Origin of the sequence: Microvirga pudoricolor, from assembly GCF_016892705.1 — a bacterium.
GTDB classification, from domain to species: Bacteria; Pseudomonadota; Alphaproteobacteria; order Rhizobiales; family Beijerinckiaceae; genus Microvirga; species Microvirga pudoricolor.
Map to the genome: position 1 here is coordinate 293765 of NZ_JAFEMB010000005.1, position 18977 is coordinate 312741.

General features: G+C 63.8%; 17 protein-coding genes and 2 tRNA genes. 1 reads left to right on the forward strand and 18 read right to left on the reverse strand.

What is annotated here, in order from left to right:
- Positions 1-2: 2 nt before the first annotated feature.
- From ILT42_RS17430 to ILT42_RS23110, 12 genes are all read right to left on the reverse strand, one after another.
- On the reverse strand, positions 3-617 hold the full coding sequence (locus tag ILT42_RS17430; RefSeq protein ID WP_204216978.1) for an NADH-quinone oxidoreductase subunit J: 615 nt from the start codon (positions 615-617) through the stop codon (positions 3-5).
- A gap of 183 nt (positions 618-800) precedes the next feature.
- Positions 801-1289: an NADH-quinone oxidoreductase subunit NuoI gene (nuoI, locus tag ILT42_RS17435; RefSeq protein ID WP_204216979.1), complete on the reverse strand. Its 489-nt coding sequence runs from the start codon at positions 1287-1289 to the stop codon at positions 801-803.
- A gap of 14 nt (positions 1290-1303) precedes the next feature.
- Entirely contained in the window at positions 1304-2329 is a 1026-nt protein-coding gene (nuoH, locus tag ILT42_RS17440) for an NADH-quinone oxidoreductase subunit NuoH (RefSeq protein WP_204216980.1), read from the reverse strand.
- A 12-nt stretch (positions 2330-2341) separates the two neighbouring features.
- The gene (nuoG, locus tag ILT42_RS17445) at positions 2342-4420 is read right to left on the reverse strand and encodes an NADH-quinone oxidoreductase subunit NuoG (protein WP_204216981.1); all 2079 of its coding nucleotides are present in this window, start codon (positions 4418-4420) and stop codon (positions 2342-2344) included.
- An 8-nt stretch (positions 4421-4428) separates the two neighbouring features.
- Positions 4429-5730, reverse strand: a complete 1302-nt coding sequence (nuoF, locus tag ILT42_RS17450) for an NADH-quinone oxidoreductase subunit NuoF (RefSeq protein ID WP_204216982.1) — start codon at positions 5728-5730, stop codon at positions 4429-4431.
- Between the two features lie 15 nt (positions 5731-5745).
- A complete protein-coding gene (nuoE, locus tag ILT42_RS17455; RefSeq protein WP_204216983.1) occupies positions 5746-6813 on the reverse strand; it encodes an NADH-quinone oxidoreductase subunit NuoE in 1068 nt (355 codons plus the stop codon).
- A gap of 106 nt (positions 6814-6919) precedes the next feature.
- Positions 6920-8110 carry an NADH-quinone oxidoreductase subunit D gene (locus tag ILT42_RS17460; protein ID WP_204216984.1) on the reverse strand — a complete coding sequence of 397 codons (1191 nt, stop codon included), beginning with the start codon at positions 8108-8110 and terminating at the stop codon, positions 6920-6922.
- Between the two features lie 19 nt (positions 8111-8129).
- Positions 8130-8732 (reverse strand): NADH-quinone oxidoreductase subunit C, encoded by a 603-nt coding sequence (locus ILT42_RS17465; RefSeq protein ID WP_204216985.1) that lies wholly within the window; start codon positions 8730-8732, stop codon positions 8130-8132.
- Positions 8733-8747: 15 nt separating this feature from the next.
- Positions 8748-9335: a NuoB/complex I 20 kDa subunit family protein gene (locus ILT42_RS17470; protein WP_204216986.1), complete on the reverse strand. Its 588-nt coding sequence runs from the start codon at positions 9333-9335 to the stop codon at positions 8748-8750.
- On the reverse strand, positions 9326-9691 hold the full coding sequence (locus tag ILT42_RS17475; RefSeq protein ID WP_204216987.1) for an NADH-quinone oxidoreductase subunit A: 366 nt from the start codon (positions 9689-9691) through the stop codon (positions 9326-9328). The genes ILT42_RS17470 and ILT42_RS17475 overlap by 10 nt, the downstream gene beginning before the upstream one ends.
- A 499-nt stretch (positions 9692-10190) precedes the next feature.
- Positions 10191-10267, reverse strand: a tRNA-Asp gene (locus tag ILT42_RS17480).
- Positions 10268-10480: 213 nt separating this feature from the next.
- On the reverse strand, positions 10481-10615 hold the full coding sequence (locus ILT42_RS23110; protein ID WP_267874477.1) for a hypothetical protein: 135 nt from the start codon (positions 10613-10615) through the stop codon (positions 10481-10483).
- Positions 10616-10847: 232 nt separating this feature from the next.
- Between ILT42_RS23110 and ILT42_RS17485 the strand changes: the two genes are divergently transcribed.
- Positions 10848-11594 carry an SDR family oxidoreductase gene (locus tag ILT42_RS17485; protein WP_204216988.1) on the forward strand — a complete coding sequence of 249 codons (747 nt, stop codon included), beginning with the start codon at positions 10848-10850 and terminating at the stop codon, positions 11592-11594.
- A 332-nt stretch (positions 11595-11926) separates the two neighbouring features.
- On the opposite strand, the gene ILT42_RS17490 is transcribed toward ILT42_RS17485, so the two are convergent.
- From ILT42_RS17490 to tig, 6 genes are all read right to left on the reverse strand, one after another.
- Positions 11927-12002, reverse strand: a tRNA-Val gene (locus ILT42_RS17490).
- Positions 12003-12084: 82 nt separating this feature from the next.
- Positions 12085-12363 carry an HU family DNA-binding protein gene (locus ILT42_RS17495; protein ID WP_204216989.1) on the reverse strand — a complete coding sequence of 93 codons (279 nt, stop codon included), beginning with the start codon at positions 12361-12363 and terminating at the stop codon, positions 12085-12087.
- A gap of 199 nt (positions 12364-12562) precedes the next feature.
- Positions 12563-14989, reverse strand: coding sequence for an endopeptidase La (gene lon, locus ILT42_RS17500; protein ID WP_204216990.1), 2427 nt, complete (start codon positions 14987-14989; stop codon positions 12563-12565).
- Between the two features lie 229 nt (positions 14990-15218).
- Positions 15219-16487 carry an ATP-dependent Clp protease ATP-binding subunit ClpX gene (gene clpX / locus ILT42_RS17505; protein ID WP_204216991.1) on the reverse strand — a complete coding sequence of 423 codons (1269 nt, stop codon included), beginning with the start codon at positions 16485-16487 and terminating at the stop codon, positions 15219-15221.
- Positions 16488-16791: 304 nt separating this feature from the next.
- Entirely contained in the window at positions 16792-17424 is a 633-nt protein-coding gene (locus ILT42_RS17510; RefSeq protein WP_204216992.1) for an ATP-dependent Clp protease proteolytic subunit, read from the reverse strand.
- A gap of 80 nt (positions 17425-17504) precedes the next feature.
- Positions 17505-18875: a trigger factor gene (tig, locus tag ILT42_RS17515; protein WP_204216993.1), complete on the reverse strand. Its 1371-nt coding sequence runs from the start codon at positions 18873-18875 to the stop codon at positions 17505-17507.
- Positions 18876-18977 lie beyond the last annotated feature (102 nt).

Sequence of the window (18977 nt, forward strand, 5' to 3'; positions counted from 1 at the left end):
CCTTAGACGCCCTGACGGAAGGGAACCTTCCGCACTTCGACGGCGTCCGCCTGGGTCCTGGCGTTCTGCTTCGAGATGTCCTGGCGCCGCACGCCCACCCGCTCACGCAGGGTCAACACGATGGCGCCGATCATGGCGACCAGGAGGATCAAGCCCGCCGCCTGGAAGAAATAGAAATACCGGGTGTAGAGAACCTGGCCGATGGCCTGGGTGTTGGTCATCACGTCCGCCGGGGGGATCGGCACGGCGGCGGTTCGCATGAGGCCGGGGTCGACCACGTAGGTGCCGATGACCAGGATCAGCTCCAGCAGGAAGACGATCCCGATGAGCATGCCGATGGGGAGATATTGCAGGAAACCCTGGCGCAACTCCGCGAAGTCGACGTCCAGCATCATGACCACGAAGAGGAAGAGCACCGCAACCGCACCCACATATACGATGACCAGGATCATCGCCAGGAACTCGGCCCCCATCATCAGGAACAGGCCCGCCGCGTTGACGAAGGCCAGGATGAGGAAGAGCACCGACTGAACGGGATTGCGGGACGCGATCACCATGAAGCCGGACGCTATGGTGATGGTCGCAAACAGGTAAAAGAAGGCGGCAGTGACCGTCATGCTTGCAGCTCAAGCCGCGCAAGGCGGCCCCTTCCGACGTGGCGCCGACAACCGGCGGTTCGTCTATAGTTTCCGAATCCGAACGGGACAACCCGCCGGAGTGCTTCATCCCCTCCCCTTGCGGGTCCGGGATCGTTTCGATGGCGTCCCCGGGCGGACGACTTCGTCCGTTCCGGCTCTTCCCTAGCGATAGGGCGCGTTCTTCGCGATGTTGCGCGAGATCTCACGCTCCCAGCGGTCCCCATTGTCGAGCAGCCGCGCCTTGTCGAACAGCAGCTCCTCCCGGGTCTCGACCGAGAATTCCAGGCTGGGCCCCTCCACGATGGCATCCACCGGGCAGGCCTCCTGGCACAGGCCGCAATAGATGCACTTCACCATGTCGATGTCGTAGCGGGTCGTGCGGCGGGTGCCGTCGTTCCGGCGCGGTCCGGCCTCGATGGTGATGGCCTGGGCCGGGCAGATAGCTTCGCAGAGCTTGCAGGCGATGCAGCGCTCTTCCCCGTTGGGATAGCGGCGCAGGGCATGCTCGCCCCGGAACCGAGGGCTACGGTAGGACATCTCGAAGGGATAGTTGATCGTGGCCTTCGGCTTGAAGAAGTACTTCACGGTCAGGAGGAAGCCCGTGATGAACTCCTGAAGCAGCAGGCCCTTGGCAACCTGATCGAGTTTCATGGAACCGGCCTCCGTTAGCGCATGCCCGGCGCGATGCCGAGGACGAAGAGAACAGCCGCCACGACGATCACCATCACGAGCGACAGGGGCAGGAATACTTTCCAACCGAGCCGCATGAGCTGATCGTAGCGGTAGCGCGGCACCAGGGCTTTCACCATGGCGATCATCAGGAACAGGAAGCTGGCCTTCAGGATGAACCAAATCGCGCCTGGCACCCATGTGAAGGGTGCGAAGGGGATCGGCGAGAGCCAGCCACCCAGGAACAGGATAGTGCCGAGCGCGCACATGGTCATGATGGCCACGTATTCGCCCAGCATGAAGAGCAGGTACGGGGTCGAGGAATACTCGACCATGTAGCCCGCCACGAGCTCGGACTCGGCCTCAGGCAGATCGAAGGGCGGACGGTTCGTCTCGGCCATGGCCGAGATGAAGAACACCACGAACATCGGGAAGAGCGGCAGCCAGTACCAGCCCAGGATGCCCAGGCGGGTGTTCTGCGACTCGACGATGCCCGAGAGGTTCAGGGTCCCGGCGCACATCAGAACCGTCACTATGACGAAGCCGATGGACACCTCGTAGGACACCATCTGGGCCGCAGACCGCAGAGCGCCCAGGAACGGATACTTCGAGTTCGAAGCCCAGCCTCCCATGATGACCCCGTAGACGCCCAGCGACGAGATCGCGAAGATGTAGAGGATGCCCACGTTAATGTTGGCCATCGCCCAGCCGGCGTCGAGCGGGATCACCGCCCAGGCGGCCAGTGAGGTGGTGCAGAACACCAGAGGGGCGAGCAGGAACATGCCCTTGTTTGCCGAAGCCGGGATGACCGGCTCCTTCAGCACGAACTTGAGCAGATCCGCGAAGCTCTGCAGCAGGCCGAAGGGACCGACTACGTTGGGACCGCGGCGCAGCTGCACCGCCGCCCAGACCTTGCGGTCGGCCAGCAGCGCGTAGGCGATGAAGATCAAGAGGGCTACGAGCAGCAGCAGGCTCTTGCCCAGCATGATCGCGATCGAGAGGAGAATGTCTCCGAGTTCCATATCCGTCGTCTCTTACTCGGCCGCCTCGAGCCGGATCTCACGGGCGAGCGCGGAGCACTCGGCCATGACACCGGACGCGCGGGCGATCGGGTTGGTGAGATAGAAGTCCTTGACCGGGCTTGCGAAAGCCTCCCGGCCTGCCGCCCCGCCGAGGCCCGCGAGCGCCGTCACGGCCGATGCCGCATCGGCCGGGGTGACCCGGTCGAGGGCCGCGAAATGCGGAAACTCGCCATAAAGCTTCTGACGCAGGGCATTGAGGGAGTCGAAAGGCAGGCGCTGACCGAGAACGTCCGAGAGAGCGCGCAGGATCGCCCAATCCTCGCGCGCATCGCCCGGCGCGAAGGCGGCCCGGTTCGCCATCTGGGCCCTGCCCTCGATGTTCACGTAGGTGCCGGACTTTTCGGTGTAGGTCGCGGCCGGCAGGATGACGTCCGCCCGGTGCGCGCCCTTGTCGCCGTGAGTGCCCTGATAGATCACGAAGGCGCCCGGCGTGATGTCAATCTCGTCGGCTCCCAGGTTGAACAGCACGTCCACGCCGCCTTGGGCCATCTCGATCGCGGTCTTGCCGCCCTCGCCCGGCACGAAGCCGAGATCGAGAGCGCCGACGCGGGAGGCTGCCGTATGAAGCACCGAGAATCCGTTCCAGCCCTCCGCGATGGCACCCACGCCCTGCGCGAGCGAGGCCGCCGCTGACAGGATCGCGAGACCGTCCGGACGGGCCAAGGCTCCGGGTCCGACGATGACCAGCGGACGCTTGGCCTCCTTCAGCTTCTCGGCGAAGCTGTGACGGCCGGCGACAAGTTCCGCCAGGGAATCCGGACCCGCACCCAGATACTCGTAGGGGTAGGTCAGGTCGACCTGCTCGCCGATGAGGGCGATGGGCGGGGGAGCGATGCGCCAGCGCTTGCGGATGCGCACATTGACGAGCGACGCTTCGATGCGCGGGTTGGACCCGATGATGAGGATCGCGTCCGCGTCCTCGATGCCCGCGATGGTCGAATTGAAGAGGTACGACCCACGGCCATGGGCCGGGCTCACAATCGAGCCGTCCTGCCGCGCGTCGACATTCCTCACCCCAAGGCCCTGCATAAGGAGCTTCAGGGCATAGGTCTCCTCGACGGCCGCCAGGTCGCCCACGATGGCGCCGATGCGGTCCGGGCTGGTGCCCTTCACCTTGGCGGCGATAGCCGCGAAAGCCTCCTGCCAGGAGGCGACGCGCAGGCGACCGTTCTCCCGCACGAAAGGTCGGTCGAGGCGCTGGAGCCGCAGGCCGTCCACGATGTGGCGGGCCTTGTCGGTGATCCACTCCTCGTTCACGTCCTCGTTCACGCGCGGCAAGATGCGCATGACCTCGCGGCCACGGGAATCCACGCGGATGGCGGACCCGACCGCATCCATGATGTCGACGGAATCGGTCTTGGCGAGCTCCCACGGACGGTAATGGAAGGCTTCCGGCTTGTGGGTGAGCGCGCCCACCGGGCAGAGATCCGCCGCGTTGGACTGCAACTCGGAACCCAGCGCCTTTTCCAGGTAGCTCGTGATCTCCATGTCCTCGCCGCGCCAGATCGCGCCGAGATCTTCCACGCCCGCCACCTCCGTGGTGAAGCGGATGCAGCGGGTGCAGTGGATGCACCGGTTCATGGAGGTCTTGATCAGCGGGCCGAGGTACTTGTCCATGACCGCGCGCTTGTTCTCATGGAAACGGGTCGTGTCGACGCCGTAGGCCATGGCCTGGTCCTGGAGGTCGCATTGACCGCCCTGGTCGCAGATCGGGCAATCGAGCGGGTGGTTGATGAGGAGGAACTCCATCACCCCTTCCCGAGCCTTCTTGACCGTGCCGGACTTGGTGAGAATCTCCGGCGGCTCGCCGTTGGGGCCCGGACGGCAATCGCGAACGCCCCAGGCGCAGGAAGCGACCGGCTTGGGCGCGCCCTTCACCTCGACGAGGCACATGCGGCAATTGCCGGCGATGGACAGGCGCTCATGGAAGCAGAAGCGCGGAATCTCGGCCCCGGCCGCCTCGGCGGCTTGGAGGAGCGTGTATTCCGGCGGGACGTCGACCTCGACGCCGTCAACGATGATTTTCGCCATCCTGTTTCTTACTCCGCCGCCATCATCACCGACTCGCTATGCGGATTGGCCGCATAATCGTCGATCCGCTTTTCGATCTCATGCCGGAAATGCCGGATGAGGCCTTGAACCGGCCAAGCCGCCGCGTCGCCGAGCGCGCAGATGGTATGGCCTTCGATTTGGGTGGACACTTCGAGCAGCATGTCGATCTCGCGCTTCTGAGCGCGACCCTCGGCCATGCGGTTGAGCACGCGCCACATCCAGCCCGTACCCTCGCGGCACGGGGTGCACTGGCCGCAGCTCTCATGCTTGTAGAAATACGAGATGCGGGCGATGGCGCGCACGATGTCCGTAGACTTGTCCATGACGATCACGGCCGCCGTGCCGAGGCCCGAACGCAGGTTGCGCAGGGTGTCGAAATCCATCGGCGCGTCGATGATCTGGTCCGCCGGGACGCAGGGCACCGAGGAGCCGCCCGGGATGACCGCCAGGAGGTTGTCCCAGCCGCCCCGGATGCCGCCGCAATGGGTGTCGATCAATTCGCGGAAGGTCAGGCCCATGGCCTCTTCCACATTGCAGGGCTTGTTCACGTGGCCCGACACGCAGAACAGCTTCGTGCCCACGTTGTTGGGACGGCCGATGCCCGCGAACCAGGCCGCGCCCCGGCGCAGGATGGTACCCGCCACCGCGATGGATTCCACGTTGTTCACCGTCGTGGGGCAGCCATACAGGCCCATATTGGCCGGGAATGGCGGCTTCAGGCGCGGCATGCCCTTCTTGCCTTCCATGCTCTCGATGAGAGCCGTCTCCTCGCCGCAGATATAGGCGCCGGCGCCATGGTGGACGTAGAGGTCGAAGGGATAGCCGTGGATGTTGTTCTGGCCGATCAGCCCGGCCTCGTAGGCCTCGTCCACCGCGCGCTGGAGGGCGTGCTTCTCGGCGATGTACTCGCCGCGGATGTAGATGTAGGCCGCGTGCGCCCCCATGGCGAAGGATGCCAGCAGGCAGCCCTCAACCAGAAGGTGCGGGTCGTGCCGCATGATCTCCCGGTCCTTGCATGTGCCGGGCTCGGATTCGTCGGCGTTCACCACGAGGTAGTGCGGGCGCCCATCCGATTGCTTGGGCATGAACGACCATTTCAGGCCGGTCGGGAAGCCCGCGCCGCCACGGCCGCGCAAGCCCGACTTCTTCATCTCGTCGATGATCCAGTCCCGGCCCTTCTCGAGCAGGAACTTAGTGCCGTCCCACGCGCCGCGCATTTTCGCGGCGGACAAGTCCGGCGAATGGAGGCCGTAGAGGTTGGTAAAGATGCGGTCTCTGTCCTGGAGCATGTCAGGTCACCTCTGTCAGGACGTCTTGTTGTCTTTGTCGACGGTCACGCCGGGCTTGCTTTCGCTGCCGTCGCGGCGGGTGTCGGCGTCGGAGGGCGGCGTTCCGGCGATGGGCGTCGTCGGAGCGTCGGGCACCGGGCGGCCCGCCTCGGGCTTGCTCGGCGTCGCCACGTAGGACTTATCGCTCTGGGGCGCGGGCTTGGCCTTGTCCTGCGTCTCGGGATCGATCTTAGTCGCCTTCGACGGATCGGACGCTTCCTTGCGGTCGGCCGGGTGGATGGGCGTCTCGCCTGCCTTGGCGCGCGTGGCCGGGGTTTCGGCGGCCTTGCTTTCTTCTGGACGGCCGGCCGGGGGCTTGGCGGCCTTTCCGCCTTCCGGAACGCTGGCCGTGGCGGCGGCTGCCTCGCCCGTGTCGGCAGTCTTTACGGCCTCTTCCTCGAAGCGCTTGCGCCAGGCGCCGATCATCGAGCCGTCATAGAGCTTGGGGTCCTGCAGGGTCTTGATGTCGTCCTGCGGTTCGGAGGCATGACGGCCGTTCTGAGGGCCCGTCTTCACGGGGCGGCCCGCGGCAAGGTCGTCCAGGAGCGTCTCGAAGGTCTCGGTGGTGAGATCTTCGTAGTAATCGTCGTTGATCTGCACCATCGGGGCGTTGCAGCACGCGCCGAGGCATTCGACCTCGAGCCAGGAGAATTTGCCATCCGCAGACACATGGTTCTGCTCTCCGACCCGGCGCTCGAGCACCTTCTTGATGTCGCCCGCGCCGCGCAGGACGCAAGGCGTCGTGCCGCAGAACTGGATGAAGTACTTCCCCACAGGCTCAAGGTTGAACATCGTGTAGAAGGTCGCCACCTCCATCACGCGGATGGTCGCCATGTCGAGCTTCGCGGCCACGGCCTCGATGGCGCGGCGCGGCAGCCAGCCGCCGGATTGCTCCTGCGCGCGCCACAACAGCGAGATCACCGCCGAGGCCTGGCGGCCCGCCGGGTACTTGGCGATCTGTCCCTCGGCCCAAGCCTCGTTCTCGGGCGAGAACGCGAAGCTTTTGGGCTGTATGTCGTCAGGCGCGAGCTTTCGAACGGCCATCGTATCCTCTTAACCTACCGCGCCGCCCTGCCTTTTCGGCCGGACGGTCACGACTATCGTGTGCGCCCGACAGGCGCGAAAGGCCGGGCGGACCCGGCCCGAAACCTTACCGATCCACCTCGCCGAAGACGATGTCGAGCGAGCCGAGGATGGCCGAGACGTCGGCCAGCATGTGCCCGCGGCACATGAAGTCCATCGCCTGCAGATGGGCGAAGCCCGGAGCGCGCACCTTGCAGCGATACGGCTTGTTGGTGCCGTCCGCCACGAGATAGACGCCGAACTCGCCCTTGGGGGCCTCGACGCAGGCATAGACCTCGCCCGCCGGGACGTGGAAACCTTCCGTGTAGAGCTTGAAGTGATGGATCAGGGATTCCATCGAGCGCTTCATATCCTTGCGGGACGGCGGCGCCACCTTGCCGTCGAGGGTCCGGACAGGCCCCTGCCCGGCCGGCTCGCGCAGCTTTGCGATGCACTGCTTCATGATGCGCACGGACTGGCGCATCTCCTCCATGCGGATGACCTGACGGTCGTAGTTGTCGCAATTGCGTCCGACGGGGATGTCGAATTCCATCTCCTCGTAGCATTCATAGGGCTGCGCCTTGCGCAGATCCCAGGCGGCGCCGGAGCCGCGCACCATGACGCCGGAGAAACCCCACTTCCAGCAATCCTCCAGAGTCACCACGCCGATATCGACGTTGCGCTGCTTGAAGATGCGGTTGCCGATGACGAGAGTATCGAGATCGTCGAGAACCTGCAGGAACGGGTCGCAAAAAGCTTCGATGTCGTCGATCAGGTCGGGCCCGATATCCATGTTCACGCCGCCGGGCCGCACGTAGTTGGCGTGCATGCGCGAACCCGATGCGCGCTCATAGAAGATCATGAGCTTCTCGCGCTCCTCGAAGCCCCAGAGCGGCGGCGTCAGGGCGCCCACGTCCATGGCCTGGGTGGTCACGTTGAGCAGATGCGACAGGAGGCGGCCGATTTCCGAGTACAGAACCCGGATGAGCTGGGCCCGGCGCGGAACCGAAATCCCGAGCAGCTTCTCCACCGCGAGGCAGAAAGCGTGCTCCTGGTTCATCGGAGCCACATAATCGAGCCTGTCGAAATACGGGATCGCCTGCGTATAGGTCTTGTACTCGATCAGCTTCTCGGTGCCGCGGTGGAGCAGGCCGATATGCGGATCGACGCGCTCGACGATCTCGCCGTCCAGCTCCAGCACGAGGCGCAGCACGCCGTGCGCCGCCGGGTGCTGGGGCCCGAAATTGATCGAGAAGTTGCGGATATTATGCTCGCCCATGGGACGCCCTCTCCGCTCTTTAAGCTTTGGCTTTTTCGTCGCCGGGCAGCACGTAGTCCGTGCCTTCCCATGGCGACAGGAAGTCGAAATTCCGGAATTCCTGGTTGAGCTTCACGGGTTCGTAGACCACGCGGCCCTGGCCGTCGTCGTAACGGACCTCGACGAAGCCCGTCATGGGGAAGTCCTTGCGCAAGGGGAAGCCTTCGAACCCGTAATCGGTCAGGATCCTTCGCAGGTCCGGATGGCCCGAGAACAGGATTCCGTACAGGTCGTAGGCCTCCCGCTCGAACCAGTTGGCGGACGGGAAGACCTCGATGATGGACGGGACGGTGGTGACCTCGTCCGTCGTCACCTTGAGGCGGATGCGCCGGTTATGGCTGGGGGACAGGAAGTGGTAGACCACGTCGAAGCGGGCCTCACGCCCCGGATAATCCGCTCCGCACAGGTCGATGAAGTTCACGAACCGGCACTGGGCATCGTCCCGCAGGAAGGTCACCGCCCGCACGACGTCCTCGGCGCGGACGATCATCGTCAGCTCGTCATAGGCAATGGCCCAGTCGGTCACGGCCTCTCCGAGGGAGGCGGCGACGTGTTCGCCCAGGGCCTGCAATTCCGCGTTCATGCGATGAACCTTCGCTCAGCGTTCGATCGTGCCGGTGCGGCGGATCTTCCTCTGGAGGAGGAGGACGCCGTACAGCAGCGCCTCGGCGGTCGGGGGGCAACCCGGAACGTAGATGTCCACCGGCACGATCCGGTCGCATCCGCGCACCACCGCATAGGAATAGTGATAATAGCCGCCGCCATTGGCGCAGGAGCCCATGGAGATGACATAGCGCGGTTCCGGCATCTGGTCGTAGACCTTGCGCAGCGCGGGAGCCATCTTGTTGGTGAGCGTGCCGGCCACGATCATCACGTCGGACTGGCGCGGGCTGGCGCGAGGCGCGAAGCCGAAGCGCTCGACGTCGTAGCGCGGCATGGAGAGCTGCATCATCTCGACGGCGCAGCACGCCAGGCCAAAGGTCATCCACATCAACGAGCCGGTGCGGGCCCAGTTGATCAGGTCCTCGGCCGAGGTGACGAGAAAGCCCTTGTCGTCGAGCTCGCCCTTGATCCCGAGGAAGTAGGGGTCCGTCTGGCCGATGGGCTGGCCGGTCGCCGGGTCGAGAGCGCCCACAGGCTGCGGGGCAATCAGGGGCGTCCGGGGGGCGTCAGTGATCAATCCCATTCCAGGGCTCCCTTTTTCCACTCATACACGAAGCCCACCGTCAGGACGCCCAGGAAGATCATCATGGACATGAAACCGAACCATCCCAGGCCGCCGAACGTGATGGCCCAGGGGAAGAGGAAAGCCACTTCGAGATCGAAGATGATGAAGAGAATCGCGACCAGATAGAACCGGACGTCGAATTTCATCCGGGCATCGTCGAAAGCGTTGAACCCGCACTCGTACGCGGAGAGCTTTTCCGTATCGGGACGCTGGTAGGCGACCAGGAACGGCGCCACGAGCAGTGCCAGCCCGATGAAGAGCGACACACCGATAAAGATCACGAGCGGCAGGTAGTCGGCCAAGAGATTCGTCATGCGACACCTAAGGAAGGAGACCCGGTCACAAATGGCCGGGCGGCAATTCCGGATTTAGAAAGACCTAAGCCTGAAAAAAGGCCCTGCGACAACCGAAATTATGGCCGGAGGCTTATCCGAGTTCTCCTTCACTGACAAGTGTTTGCCGCGCCGCAGAAAGAACGGTTCCAAACTGAAAATCGCAATTTCCGGATGGCTCCGACGGTCTCGATTCGGCCCCGGGAACGCCCTGCCGCGGGCGAAATTCGGCCAAGGTTGCCGCCCGGCCGGATGCGCCCGTGGAGGCCCGTGTCGAGCGATCCTCTGTCATGCCCTGAGCACCATCCTGCCGAGTCCCGAACACATGCCAGCTCTTCCGCGACTGGAGGAAGGAGCGCCGGAACCGAGGATCCCAGTCATCGTGGCAAACCTCACCAGCAGGCATGTACGCGACCGCTCACCAACGGCACCGCTCTGCGGTGCAGCTTCGTCGATTATCTATGTTTTTCAGGGAGATGAATGGCGCGGGCGACGGGGCTCGAACCCGCGACCTCCGGCGTGACAGGCCGGCACTCTAACCGACTGAGCTACGCCCGCGCATCGGACCGCCGAAGCGGTGTGGCGGGGTTTAAGGGGGCCTCCCGGAACTGTCAAGCGCCGTTCGCGGCTAAGTTCGGGAAAACTGAAAAACCTTTTTCTGGCGGACGTGGGGTGCCCCGGAAGCCGCGCATCGAACCCGGACGCGGGCTCGTGACGCTTCTGCGAGGACCTTCCCCTAAGCGTTTGCGGCGACCGGACGAAGACGGGATGCTAGCGGGGCCCCATGGCCGGGGAGCGCTCGGTCTGCCGAACCTCTTCGGACGAAACCGTCCAGAGTCGGACCATTGGGACCGAAACCAGATAGGCCAGGGAAAACGTAATGAGGCCGATGAAAATCGCGGTCATGAAGGCTGCCCTCTTTCGCCGAGGTAGTCTCATCCATCATGGTCAATGAGACGTTAATCTATTGCGATTCTTTTAGCCGTTGACCTCTCCCGCGTCCAGACGGACGTAACGTCATATACTTTCTTTTGCTTAACGTGACTTTTCCGAGACACGTTTGGACAGGCCCCGCATCGCTGTAGGGTCCTGGCGCCGCGTCTGGTAGATCCGGTCCATAACGATCTCGGAGGCTCCTATGACCAAGACGATTCTCGTGACCGGCGGCAGCAGGGGGATCGGCCGCTCGACGGCGATTCTGGCAGCCGCCCAGGGCTGGTCCGTGGGTGTCAACTATCTCGCCGATAGGGAAGCCGCCGAGGAAGTGGTTCAGCGGGCTGAGCAGGCGGGCGGCCGTGCGGTTGTCGTGCAAGGCGATGTCGCCGTCGAGGCCGACGTCCTCGCCATGTTCGACAGGACGGAATCGACGCTCGGGCGCCTCGACGGCGTCGTCGTGAATGCCGGCATCGTCGCCCCGCCCCTCCCCCTGGCCGACATGAGCGCCGAGCGCATGAGACGGATCTTCGAGGTCAATGTGCTGGGCGCCTATCTGTGTGCCCGCGAGGCGGCACGGCGTCTCTCCATGAGCCGGGGCGGACGCGGGGGCTCGATCGTCAACGTCTCATCCGTGGCGGCCCGCATCGGCTCACCGTTCGAGTATGTGGATTATGCGGGTTCGAAGGCTGCCGTGGACACGCTGACCCTCGGCCTTGCCAAGGAACTCGGACCGGACGGCGTACGGGTCAACGCGGTGCGGCCGGGGGTCACGGATACGGACATTCATGCGAGCGGCGAGCAGCCGGATCGAGCCAGTCGCATCGGCGTCCAAACGCCCTTGGGGCGTGCCGGCCAGCCGGATGAGATCGCTCAAGCCATTGTTTGGCTTCTGGGCGATGCTTCGTCCTATGTGAGCGGAGCGCTGCTCGACGCCTCGGGCGGCCGATGAACGAGCGGGGTCTAGAGGCTCGAACATGGAGTAAAGGCCGTCGCGCTTTCCTTGGACGGCCGGCCTGGAACGAGGGCGATGTGAGCCGACCGTGCTCCGATGCTCCGGCACCTGTCGTGCCGTTCCCGATCGCCCTTCGATGAGATGTACCGCAAGGGCCAGCCGCAGTGTCGGCCGGGCAATCCGGCTGGCATCGCTGCGCCGTCGAATCCTGCCCGTCTCCTGATGCTCGACGGTATGGATCGGTCACGAAAAGCCTGAGGCCGGGAGACCGGACGACGAGGGCGCTGTTTCGCTTCGGGACGGGGATGGCGCGCCTGTCCCCGGGATCGTGGTGGGCGATGACGGGCTCGAACCGCCGACCCTCTCGGTGTAAACGAGATGCTCTACCAACTGAGCTAATCGCCCTGAGCCACCCGACATAAAAAGAGAAGGCCGACAACGCAAGGCGGTCGGCCCTCTTTTATGGGATCGGCAATCGAAAAAGCGATTACTTGCCGTTCACGGCGTCCTTCAAGCCGGCGCCGGCACGGAATTTGGGCGTCTTGGAAGCCGGAACCTTGACCTTCTCGCCCGTGCGCGGGTTGCGCGCCTCGCCGGCGGCGCGGTTCGTCACCACGAAGGTGCCGAAGCCGACGATCTTGACCTCGTCGCCCTGCTTGAGGGCACCCGTGATGGCGTCGATGGCGGCGTCAATCGCCTCGCCTGCCTGACCGCGCGACAAACCGACCTTATCTGCCACGGCAGCAACGAGCTCGCCTTTATTCATACGTAGTCCTCCAAATATAACGGTGGCCGCGAAAATAGTCCTGGGCTGCCGTTTTAGGGACGAACCGTGTGGCGCAAAGGTTGAAACCTTGCAACCCCCGGAACGGCCCGTTTCCGGGCCTTTTCCCCCGATAGACGCAAAAAAAGCCCCCGGATCCGAGATCCGGGGGCTCTGAATGCACCTTCCGTAAGGAAAGACTTTAGTGAGCGACGACACCCTTCGATTCGTCGTCCGACCCGCTGACCTTAGGCGTCTGAGCGGCCGATTCATCCCACTCGATGGGCTCGGGCATGCGGGTCAGGGCATGCTTCAAGACCTCATCCATCCGGGAGACCGGAACGATCTCGAGACCGTTCTTCACGCTGTCCGGCAGCTCGACGAGATCCTTGGCGTTGTCCATGGGGATCAGCACCTTCTTGATGCCGCCCCGGAGCGCCGCCAAAAGCTTCTCCTTCAGGCCGCCGATCGGGAGAACCCGACCGCGCAGGGTCACTTCGCCCGTCATCGCGATGTCCCGACGGACGGGAATACCCGTCATCACGGATACGATGGCGCTTGCCATAGCGATGCCGGCCGACGGACCGTCCTTCGGGGTCGCTCCCTCCGGAACGTGGACGTGGATGTCCTTCCGGTCGAAGAGCGGCGGCTCGATGCCGAAATCGACGGATCGGGAGCGGACATAGGACGCCGCAGCCGAGATCGATTCCTTCATCACGTCGCGAAGGTTGCCCGTGACGGTCATCCGGCCCTTGCCGGGCAGGACGACGCCCTCGATGGTGAGCAGCTCACCGCCAACCTCGGTCCAAGCCAGACCCGTGACTGCACCGACCGAATCTTCCTCCTCGACCTCGCCGTAGCGGAAGCGCGGCGGGCCCAGGTAATCGGGCAGGTTGTCCGTGGTCACCTCGACGCGCGAGACCTTGGAGATCAGGATCTCCTTCACGGCCTTGCGGGCAAGGTTGGCGATCTCGCGCTCCAGGTTACGTACGCCCGCCTCGCGGGTGTAGCGCCTGACCAGCATGAGCAGGCCGTCATCCGTGATCGCCCATTCCTTCTCGTCCAGGCCATGCTTCTTCATGGCGGACGGGATGAGGTGCGTGCGGGCGATCTCCGCCTTTTCTTCCTCGGTGTAACCCGCGAGGCGGATCACCTCCATACGGTCGAGGAGCGGACCAGGAATGTTCAGCGTGTTCGCCGTCGTCACGAACATCACGTTCGACAGGTCGTAATCGACCTCGAGGTAATGGTCGTTGAAGGTGGAGTTCTGCTCAGGATCCAGAACCTCGAGCAGGGCCGCCGACGGGTCGCCACGGAAGTCCATGCCCATCTTGTCGATCTCGTCGAGCAGGATGAGTGGATTGGACGTCTTGGCCTTGCGCATGGACTGCACGATCTTGCCGGGCATCGAGCCGATATAGGTCCGGCGGTGACCGCGGATCTCGGACTCGTCGCGAACGCCGCCGAGCGACATGCGCACGAACTCACGTCCCGTCGCCTTCGCGATGGACTTGCCGAGAGAGGTCTTACCGACGCCCGGAGGTCCGACGAGGCAGAGGATCGGGCCCGTCAGCTTGTTGGCGCGCTGCTGGACCGCCAGGTACTCGACGATGCGCTCCTTCACCTTTTCGAGGCCATAGTGATCGGCATCGAGCAGGTCCTGAGCCCCCTTGAGGTCCTTGCGCATCTTGGAACGCTTGTTCCACGGAATGCTCAGGAGCCAGTCGAGGTAGTTGCGGACCACGGTGGCTTCGGCCGACATGGGCGACATCTGCCGCAGCTTCTTCAGCTCGCCAAGGGCCTTGTCACGCGCCTCCTTCGAGAACTTGGTCTTGTTGATCTTGTCCTCGAGCTCGGCCAACTCGTCGCGACCTTCGTCGTCGCCGAGCTCCTTCTGGATGGCCTTCATCTGCTCGTTGAGATAGTACTCGCGCTGGGTCTTCTCCATCTGGCGCTTCACGCGCGTCCGGATCCGCTTCTCGACCTGAAGCACGGAGATCTCGCTCTCCATGAGGCCGAGAACCTTCTCCAGGCGCTGCGCGACCGTCGGGATCTCCAGGATCGCCTGCTTGTCGGCGATCTTGATCGCCAGGTGCGACGCGATAGTGTCGGCGAGCTTGGCGGGCTCCTCGATCTGCGTCACGGCCGAGACGACCTCGGGCGAGACCTTCTTGTTCAGCTTGACGTAATTCTCGAACTCCGAGACCACGGAGCGCGCAAGAGCCTCGGCCTCGATCTGGTCGCCCATCGAGTCCGGCAGGGCCTCGGCCTCAGCCTCGTAATACTCGTCCGTCTGGGTATAGGCCTGCACCTGAGCGCGGCTGACACCCTCCACCAGCACCTTCACGGTCCCGTCGGGCAGCTTCAGGAGCTGCAGGACGCTCGCCAGCGTGCCAACCTTGTAGATCGCGTCCGTCTTCGGGTCGTCGTCGGTCGCATCGACCTGCGTGGCCAAGAGGATGTGGCGGTCGGATTTAACGACCTCCTCCAGGGCACGGATCGACTTTTCGCGTCCCACGAAAAGGGGCACGATCATATGCGGGAAGACGACGATGTCACGGAGCGGCAGAACCGCGTAGGTCCCCGTCGAGCCTGGAACGATAGGCTGGCGCGGCTTCGACTGTGTCATTGAGACAATCCTTTCGACATCGTCCGACAGGATCCCTCCATTGAGCGGATCTGCGAACGGAGAACCGGAACGCTCAGGCTTTGTATGGGATACTCGCTGCGTCCGGTACGTGGGGCCGTCCCTCGGGAATGAGCGGGCAGCGACCACGCAAGAGATAATGTGGCGTGGCGGAAACAGTCTTTCAAGGACAGGTCCGCCACGACCTTGAGGGGGCTCTGGAGGGCGACGATCAGGCGCTTGCGCTCGCGGTCTGGTCGGCCCGGTCGCCATGGATGAAGAGCGGCTTGGCCTTCCCCTCGATGACCTCGGGACCGATCACAACCTGCTCGACGGAATCGAGGCCCGGCAGGTCGTACATGGTCTCCAGCAGGATCGACTCCATGATCGAGCGCAGGCCGCGGGCGCCGGTGCGGCGCTCGATGGCCTTGCGGGCGATGAGCGTCAGGGCCTCTTCCTGGAAGGTGAGGTTGACGTTCTCCATCTCGAACAGGCGCTGGTACTGCTTGACCAGGGCGTTCTTGGGCTCCTGCAGGATCTTCTTGAGGGCATCCTCGTCCAGGTCCTCCAGGGTGGCCAGGACCGGAAGGCGGCCGACGAATTCGGGAATGAGGCCGAATTTCAGCAGGTCCTCGGGCTCCACCTCGCGGAAAATCTCGCCGGTGCGCCGATCGTCGGGCGCGCTCACGCTCGCCCCGAAGCCGATGGACGTTCCCTTGCCGCGGCCCGCGATGATCCGCTCCAGCCCGGCGAAAGCGCCGCCGCAGATGAAGAGGATGTTCGTGGTATCCACCTGCAGGAATTCCTGCTGGGGATGCTTGCGGCCGCCCTGGGGCGGCACGGATGCCACCGTACCTTCCATGATCTTGAGCAGGGCCTGCTGGACGCCCTCGCCCGATACGTCGCGGGTGATGGAGGGGTTGTCGGACTTGCGGGAGATCTTGTCGATTTCGTCGATGTAGACGATGCCGCGCTGAGCCCGCTCCACGTTGTAATCCGAGGCCTGGAGCAGCTTCAGGATGATGTTCTCCACGTCCTCGCCGACATACCCTGCTTCCGTAAGGGTCGTGGCGTCAGCCATGGTGAACGGCACATCGAGGATCCGAGCCAGGGTCTGGGCCAGGAGGGTCTTGCCCGAGCCCGTGGGGCCGATCAGCAGAATGTTGGACTTCGCCAGTTCCACGTCGTTGTGCTTCGTGGCATGGGCGAGGCGCTTGTAGTGGTTATGGACCGCCACCGAGAGCACCTTCTTGGCGTGCTCCTGACCGATCACATAATCGTCAAGGACGCGGCTGATCTCTTTGGGGGTCGGGACGCCGTCCCGGGATTTCACGAGGGATGACTTGGATTCCTCGCGAATGATGTCCATGCACAGCTCGACGCACTCATCGCAGATGAATACCGTCGGGCCGGCGATCAGCTTCCGGACCTCATGCTGGCTCTTGCCGCAGAAGGAGCAGTAAAGCGTGCTCTTGGAGTCGTTGCCGCCAGCCTTGCTCATATATTCTCTCTCCAATCGGTGCCCGGCTGGTGCAACGCCCGCCCGGCACTTCACTTAAATCTAGGAGCGACGGGCCTAATAAAAGGTTCCGGCGCCGAGATTCGAGGCTTTTGTTAATGACCGCCTCGAATCCTCATGCAAACACGCTGCGGGCGCGTGATCAATAGGAACGGACCTGAAGGCCAAAAGGACGCAGAGGCCAGTTCTTGTCCCCAACTTTAAGGAATTAGGTCCGATTTCCCTCTTGGGGAGAACCGGACCTGCGACAACCTCATACCGATCGTGGCACAGCCAGCCCGCTATATTAACCCTGGGGAACGGTGGGCTCCGGACGCTTGGACACCACCTCGTCGATCAGGCCGAATTCCTTGGCGGCGTCCGCCGTCATGAAATTATCGCGCTCCAGGGCTGCTTCCACGGCAGCCAGGTCCCGGCCCGTGTGGGTCACGTAGATTTCATTGAGCCGGCGCTTGAGAGCCTCGCTCTCGCGGGCGTGGATCATGATGTCCGTCACCTGGCCCTGGTAGCCGCCCGATGGCTGGTGGACCATGATGCGGGCGTTCGGGAGGGCGAAGCGCTGACCCTTGGCTCCCGCCGTCAGCAGGAGCGAGCCCATGGAGGCGGCCTGTCCGACGCAAAGCGTCGAGACGGGGCAGCGAATGAACTGCATGGTGTCGTAGATCGAGAGGCCGGACGTGACCACGCCGCCCGGGGAGTTGATGTAGAAGGAAATTTCCTTCTTTGGGTTCTCGGCCTCGAGGAACAGAAGCTGCGCCACGATCAGCGAGGCCGAGTAGTCTTCAACCGGGCCGGTGAGGAAGATAATCCGCTCACGCAGCAGGCGGGAATAGATGTCGAAGGCGCGCTCGCCCCTATTCGACTGCTCGACCACCATCGGCACGAGCGTGTTGTTGTACAACGCGACCGGATCTCTCATCGTCTCACTGCTCCAAAGTCGGCTGCGCGGACGCGCAGCCGTCGAGATAAAGCAAGCAGCGAGGCGGCCGGTCCGAGGCCTTACTCGCCCTTGCTGGCTTTCTTTCCGCCCTCTTCGGATTCGTCGCCGAACAGCTCGTCCTTGGAGACGGCGTTGTCGACCACCTTCACCTCCGAGAGGATTCGGTCAACCACCTTCTCCTCGAAGAGGGGGGCGCGGATCTCGGCCAGGGCCTGGGGGTTCTTCTGGTAGAATTCCCACACCTGCTTTTCCTGCCCGGGATACTGGCGGACCCGCTCGACGAGAGCCTGCGTGACCTCGTCGTCGGAGACCTTGATATCGGACGTCTCGCCGATCTGTGCAAGGACCAGGCCGAGGCGCACGCGGCGCTCGGCGATCTTGCGGTAATCAGCCTTGGCGTCTTCCTCGGTGGTGTCCTCATCCGCGAAGGTGCGGTTGTTGGTCTTCATCTCGCCTTCGACCTGGGCCCAGATCGCGGCGAATTCCTGCTCCACGAGGCTCGGAGGCAACTCGAAGCTGTACTTGGAATCGAGGGCATCCAGCAGGTCCTTCTTGACCTTGCGGCGGGACTGGGCGTCGAAATCGCGCTTGATGGCGTCGCGGACGGCATCCTTGAGCTTGTCGAGCGACTCCATGCCGAAGCCCTTGGCGAGCTCGTCGTCGATCCTCAGCTCGCCCGGACCCTCGACGTCCTTCACGGTCACGTCGAACTCGGCGGCCTTCCCGGCCAGATGGGCGGCCATATAGTTCTCGGGGAACGAGACCTTCACGAGCTTGGTATCGCCCGCCTTGACGCCCGCGAGCTGGTCCTCGAAGCCCGGGATGAAGGTGTTGGAGCCGAGCTCAACCCGGATGTCCTGAGCCGATCCGCCCTGGAACTCCTCGCCGTCGATCCGGCCCACGAAGTCCACGACGACCCGATCGCCGTTCTCGGCGGCGCCGGCCTTCGACTCGAAGGAGCGGTTCTGCTTGGCCATGCGCTCGAGCGATTCGTCGACCTCGGCGTCGGTCACCTCGGTGACGGGCTTCTTTACCTCGACGCCGGACAGATCGACCAGTTCGAAGGTCGGCAGGACTTCGAGTGACACCGTGAAGGCGAGGTCGCTCTTGGCGTCCATCACCTGCTCGACTTCTTCCTTGCTCTCGGGGAACTGGACCTGGGGCTCGAAGGCGAGCTTGAGGCTGTTGTCCTCGACGATCTTCCGGTTCGCCTCGTTGACGGCGTTCTGCACCACGTCGGCCATCACCGAGCGGCCGTAGACCCGGCGCAGGTGGGTCACCGGCACCTTGCCGGGACGGAAGCCGTTGATCTGAACGCGGTTCTTCAGGGTGGACAGCTCATTCGTGAGGCGCTGCTCCAACTCGGTCGCCGGGAGCACGACCTTGAATTCTTTCTTCAAGCCCTGGGACAGAGTTTCCGTCACCTGCATGGTTTTGACTGCCTTCGTTAAACGAGAAAAATCCTTGTCCGGACCCCGGTCGGCGAAGCCTCGAGGCTCCAACCTGGACCACGGCCCATCCGGAAACCAACC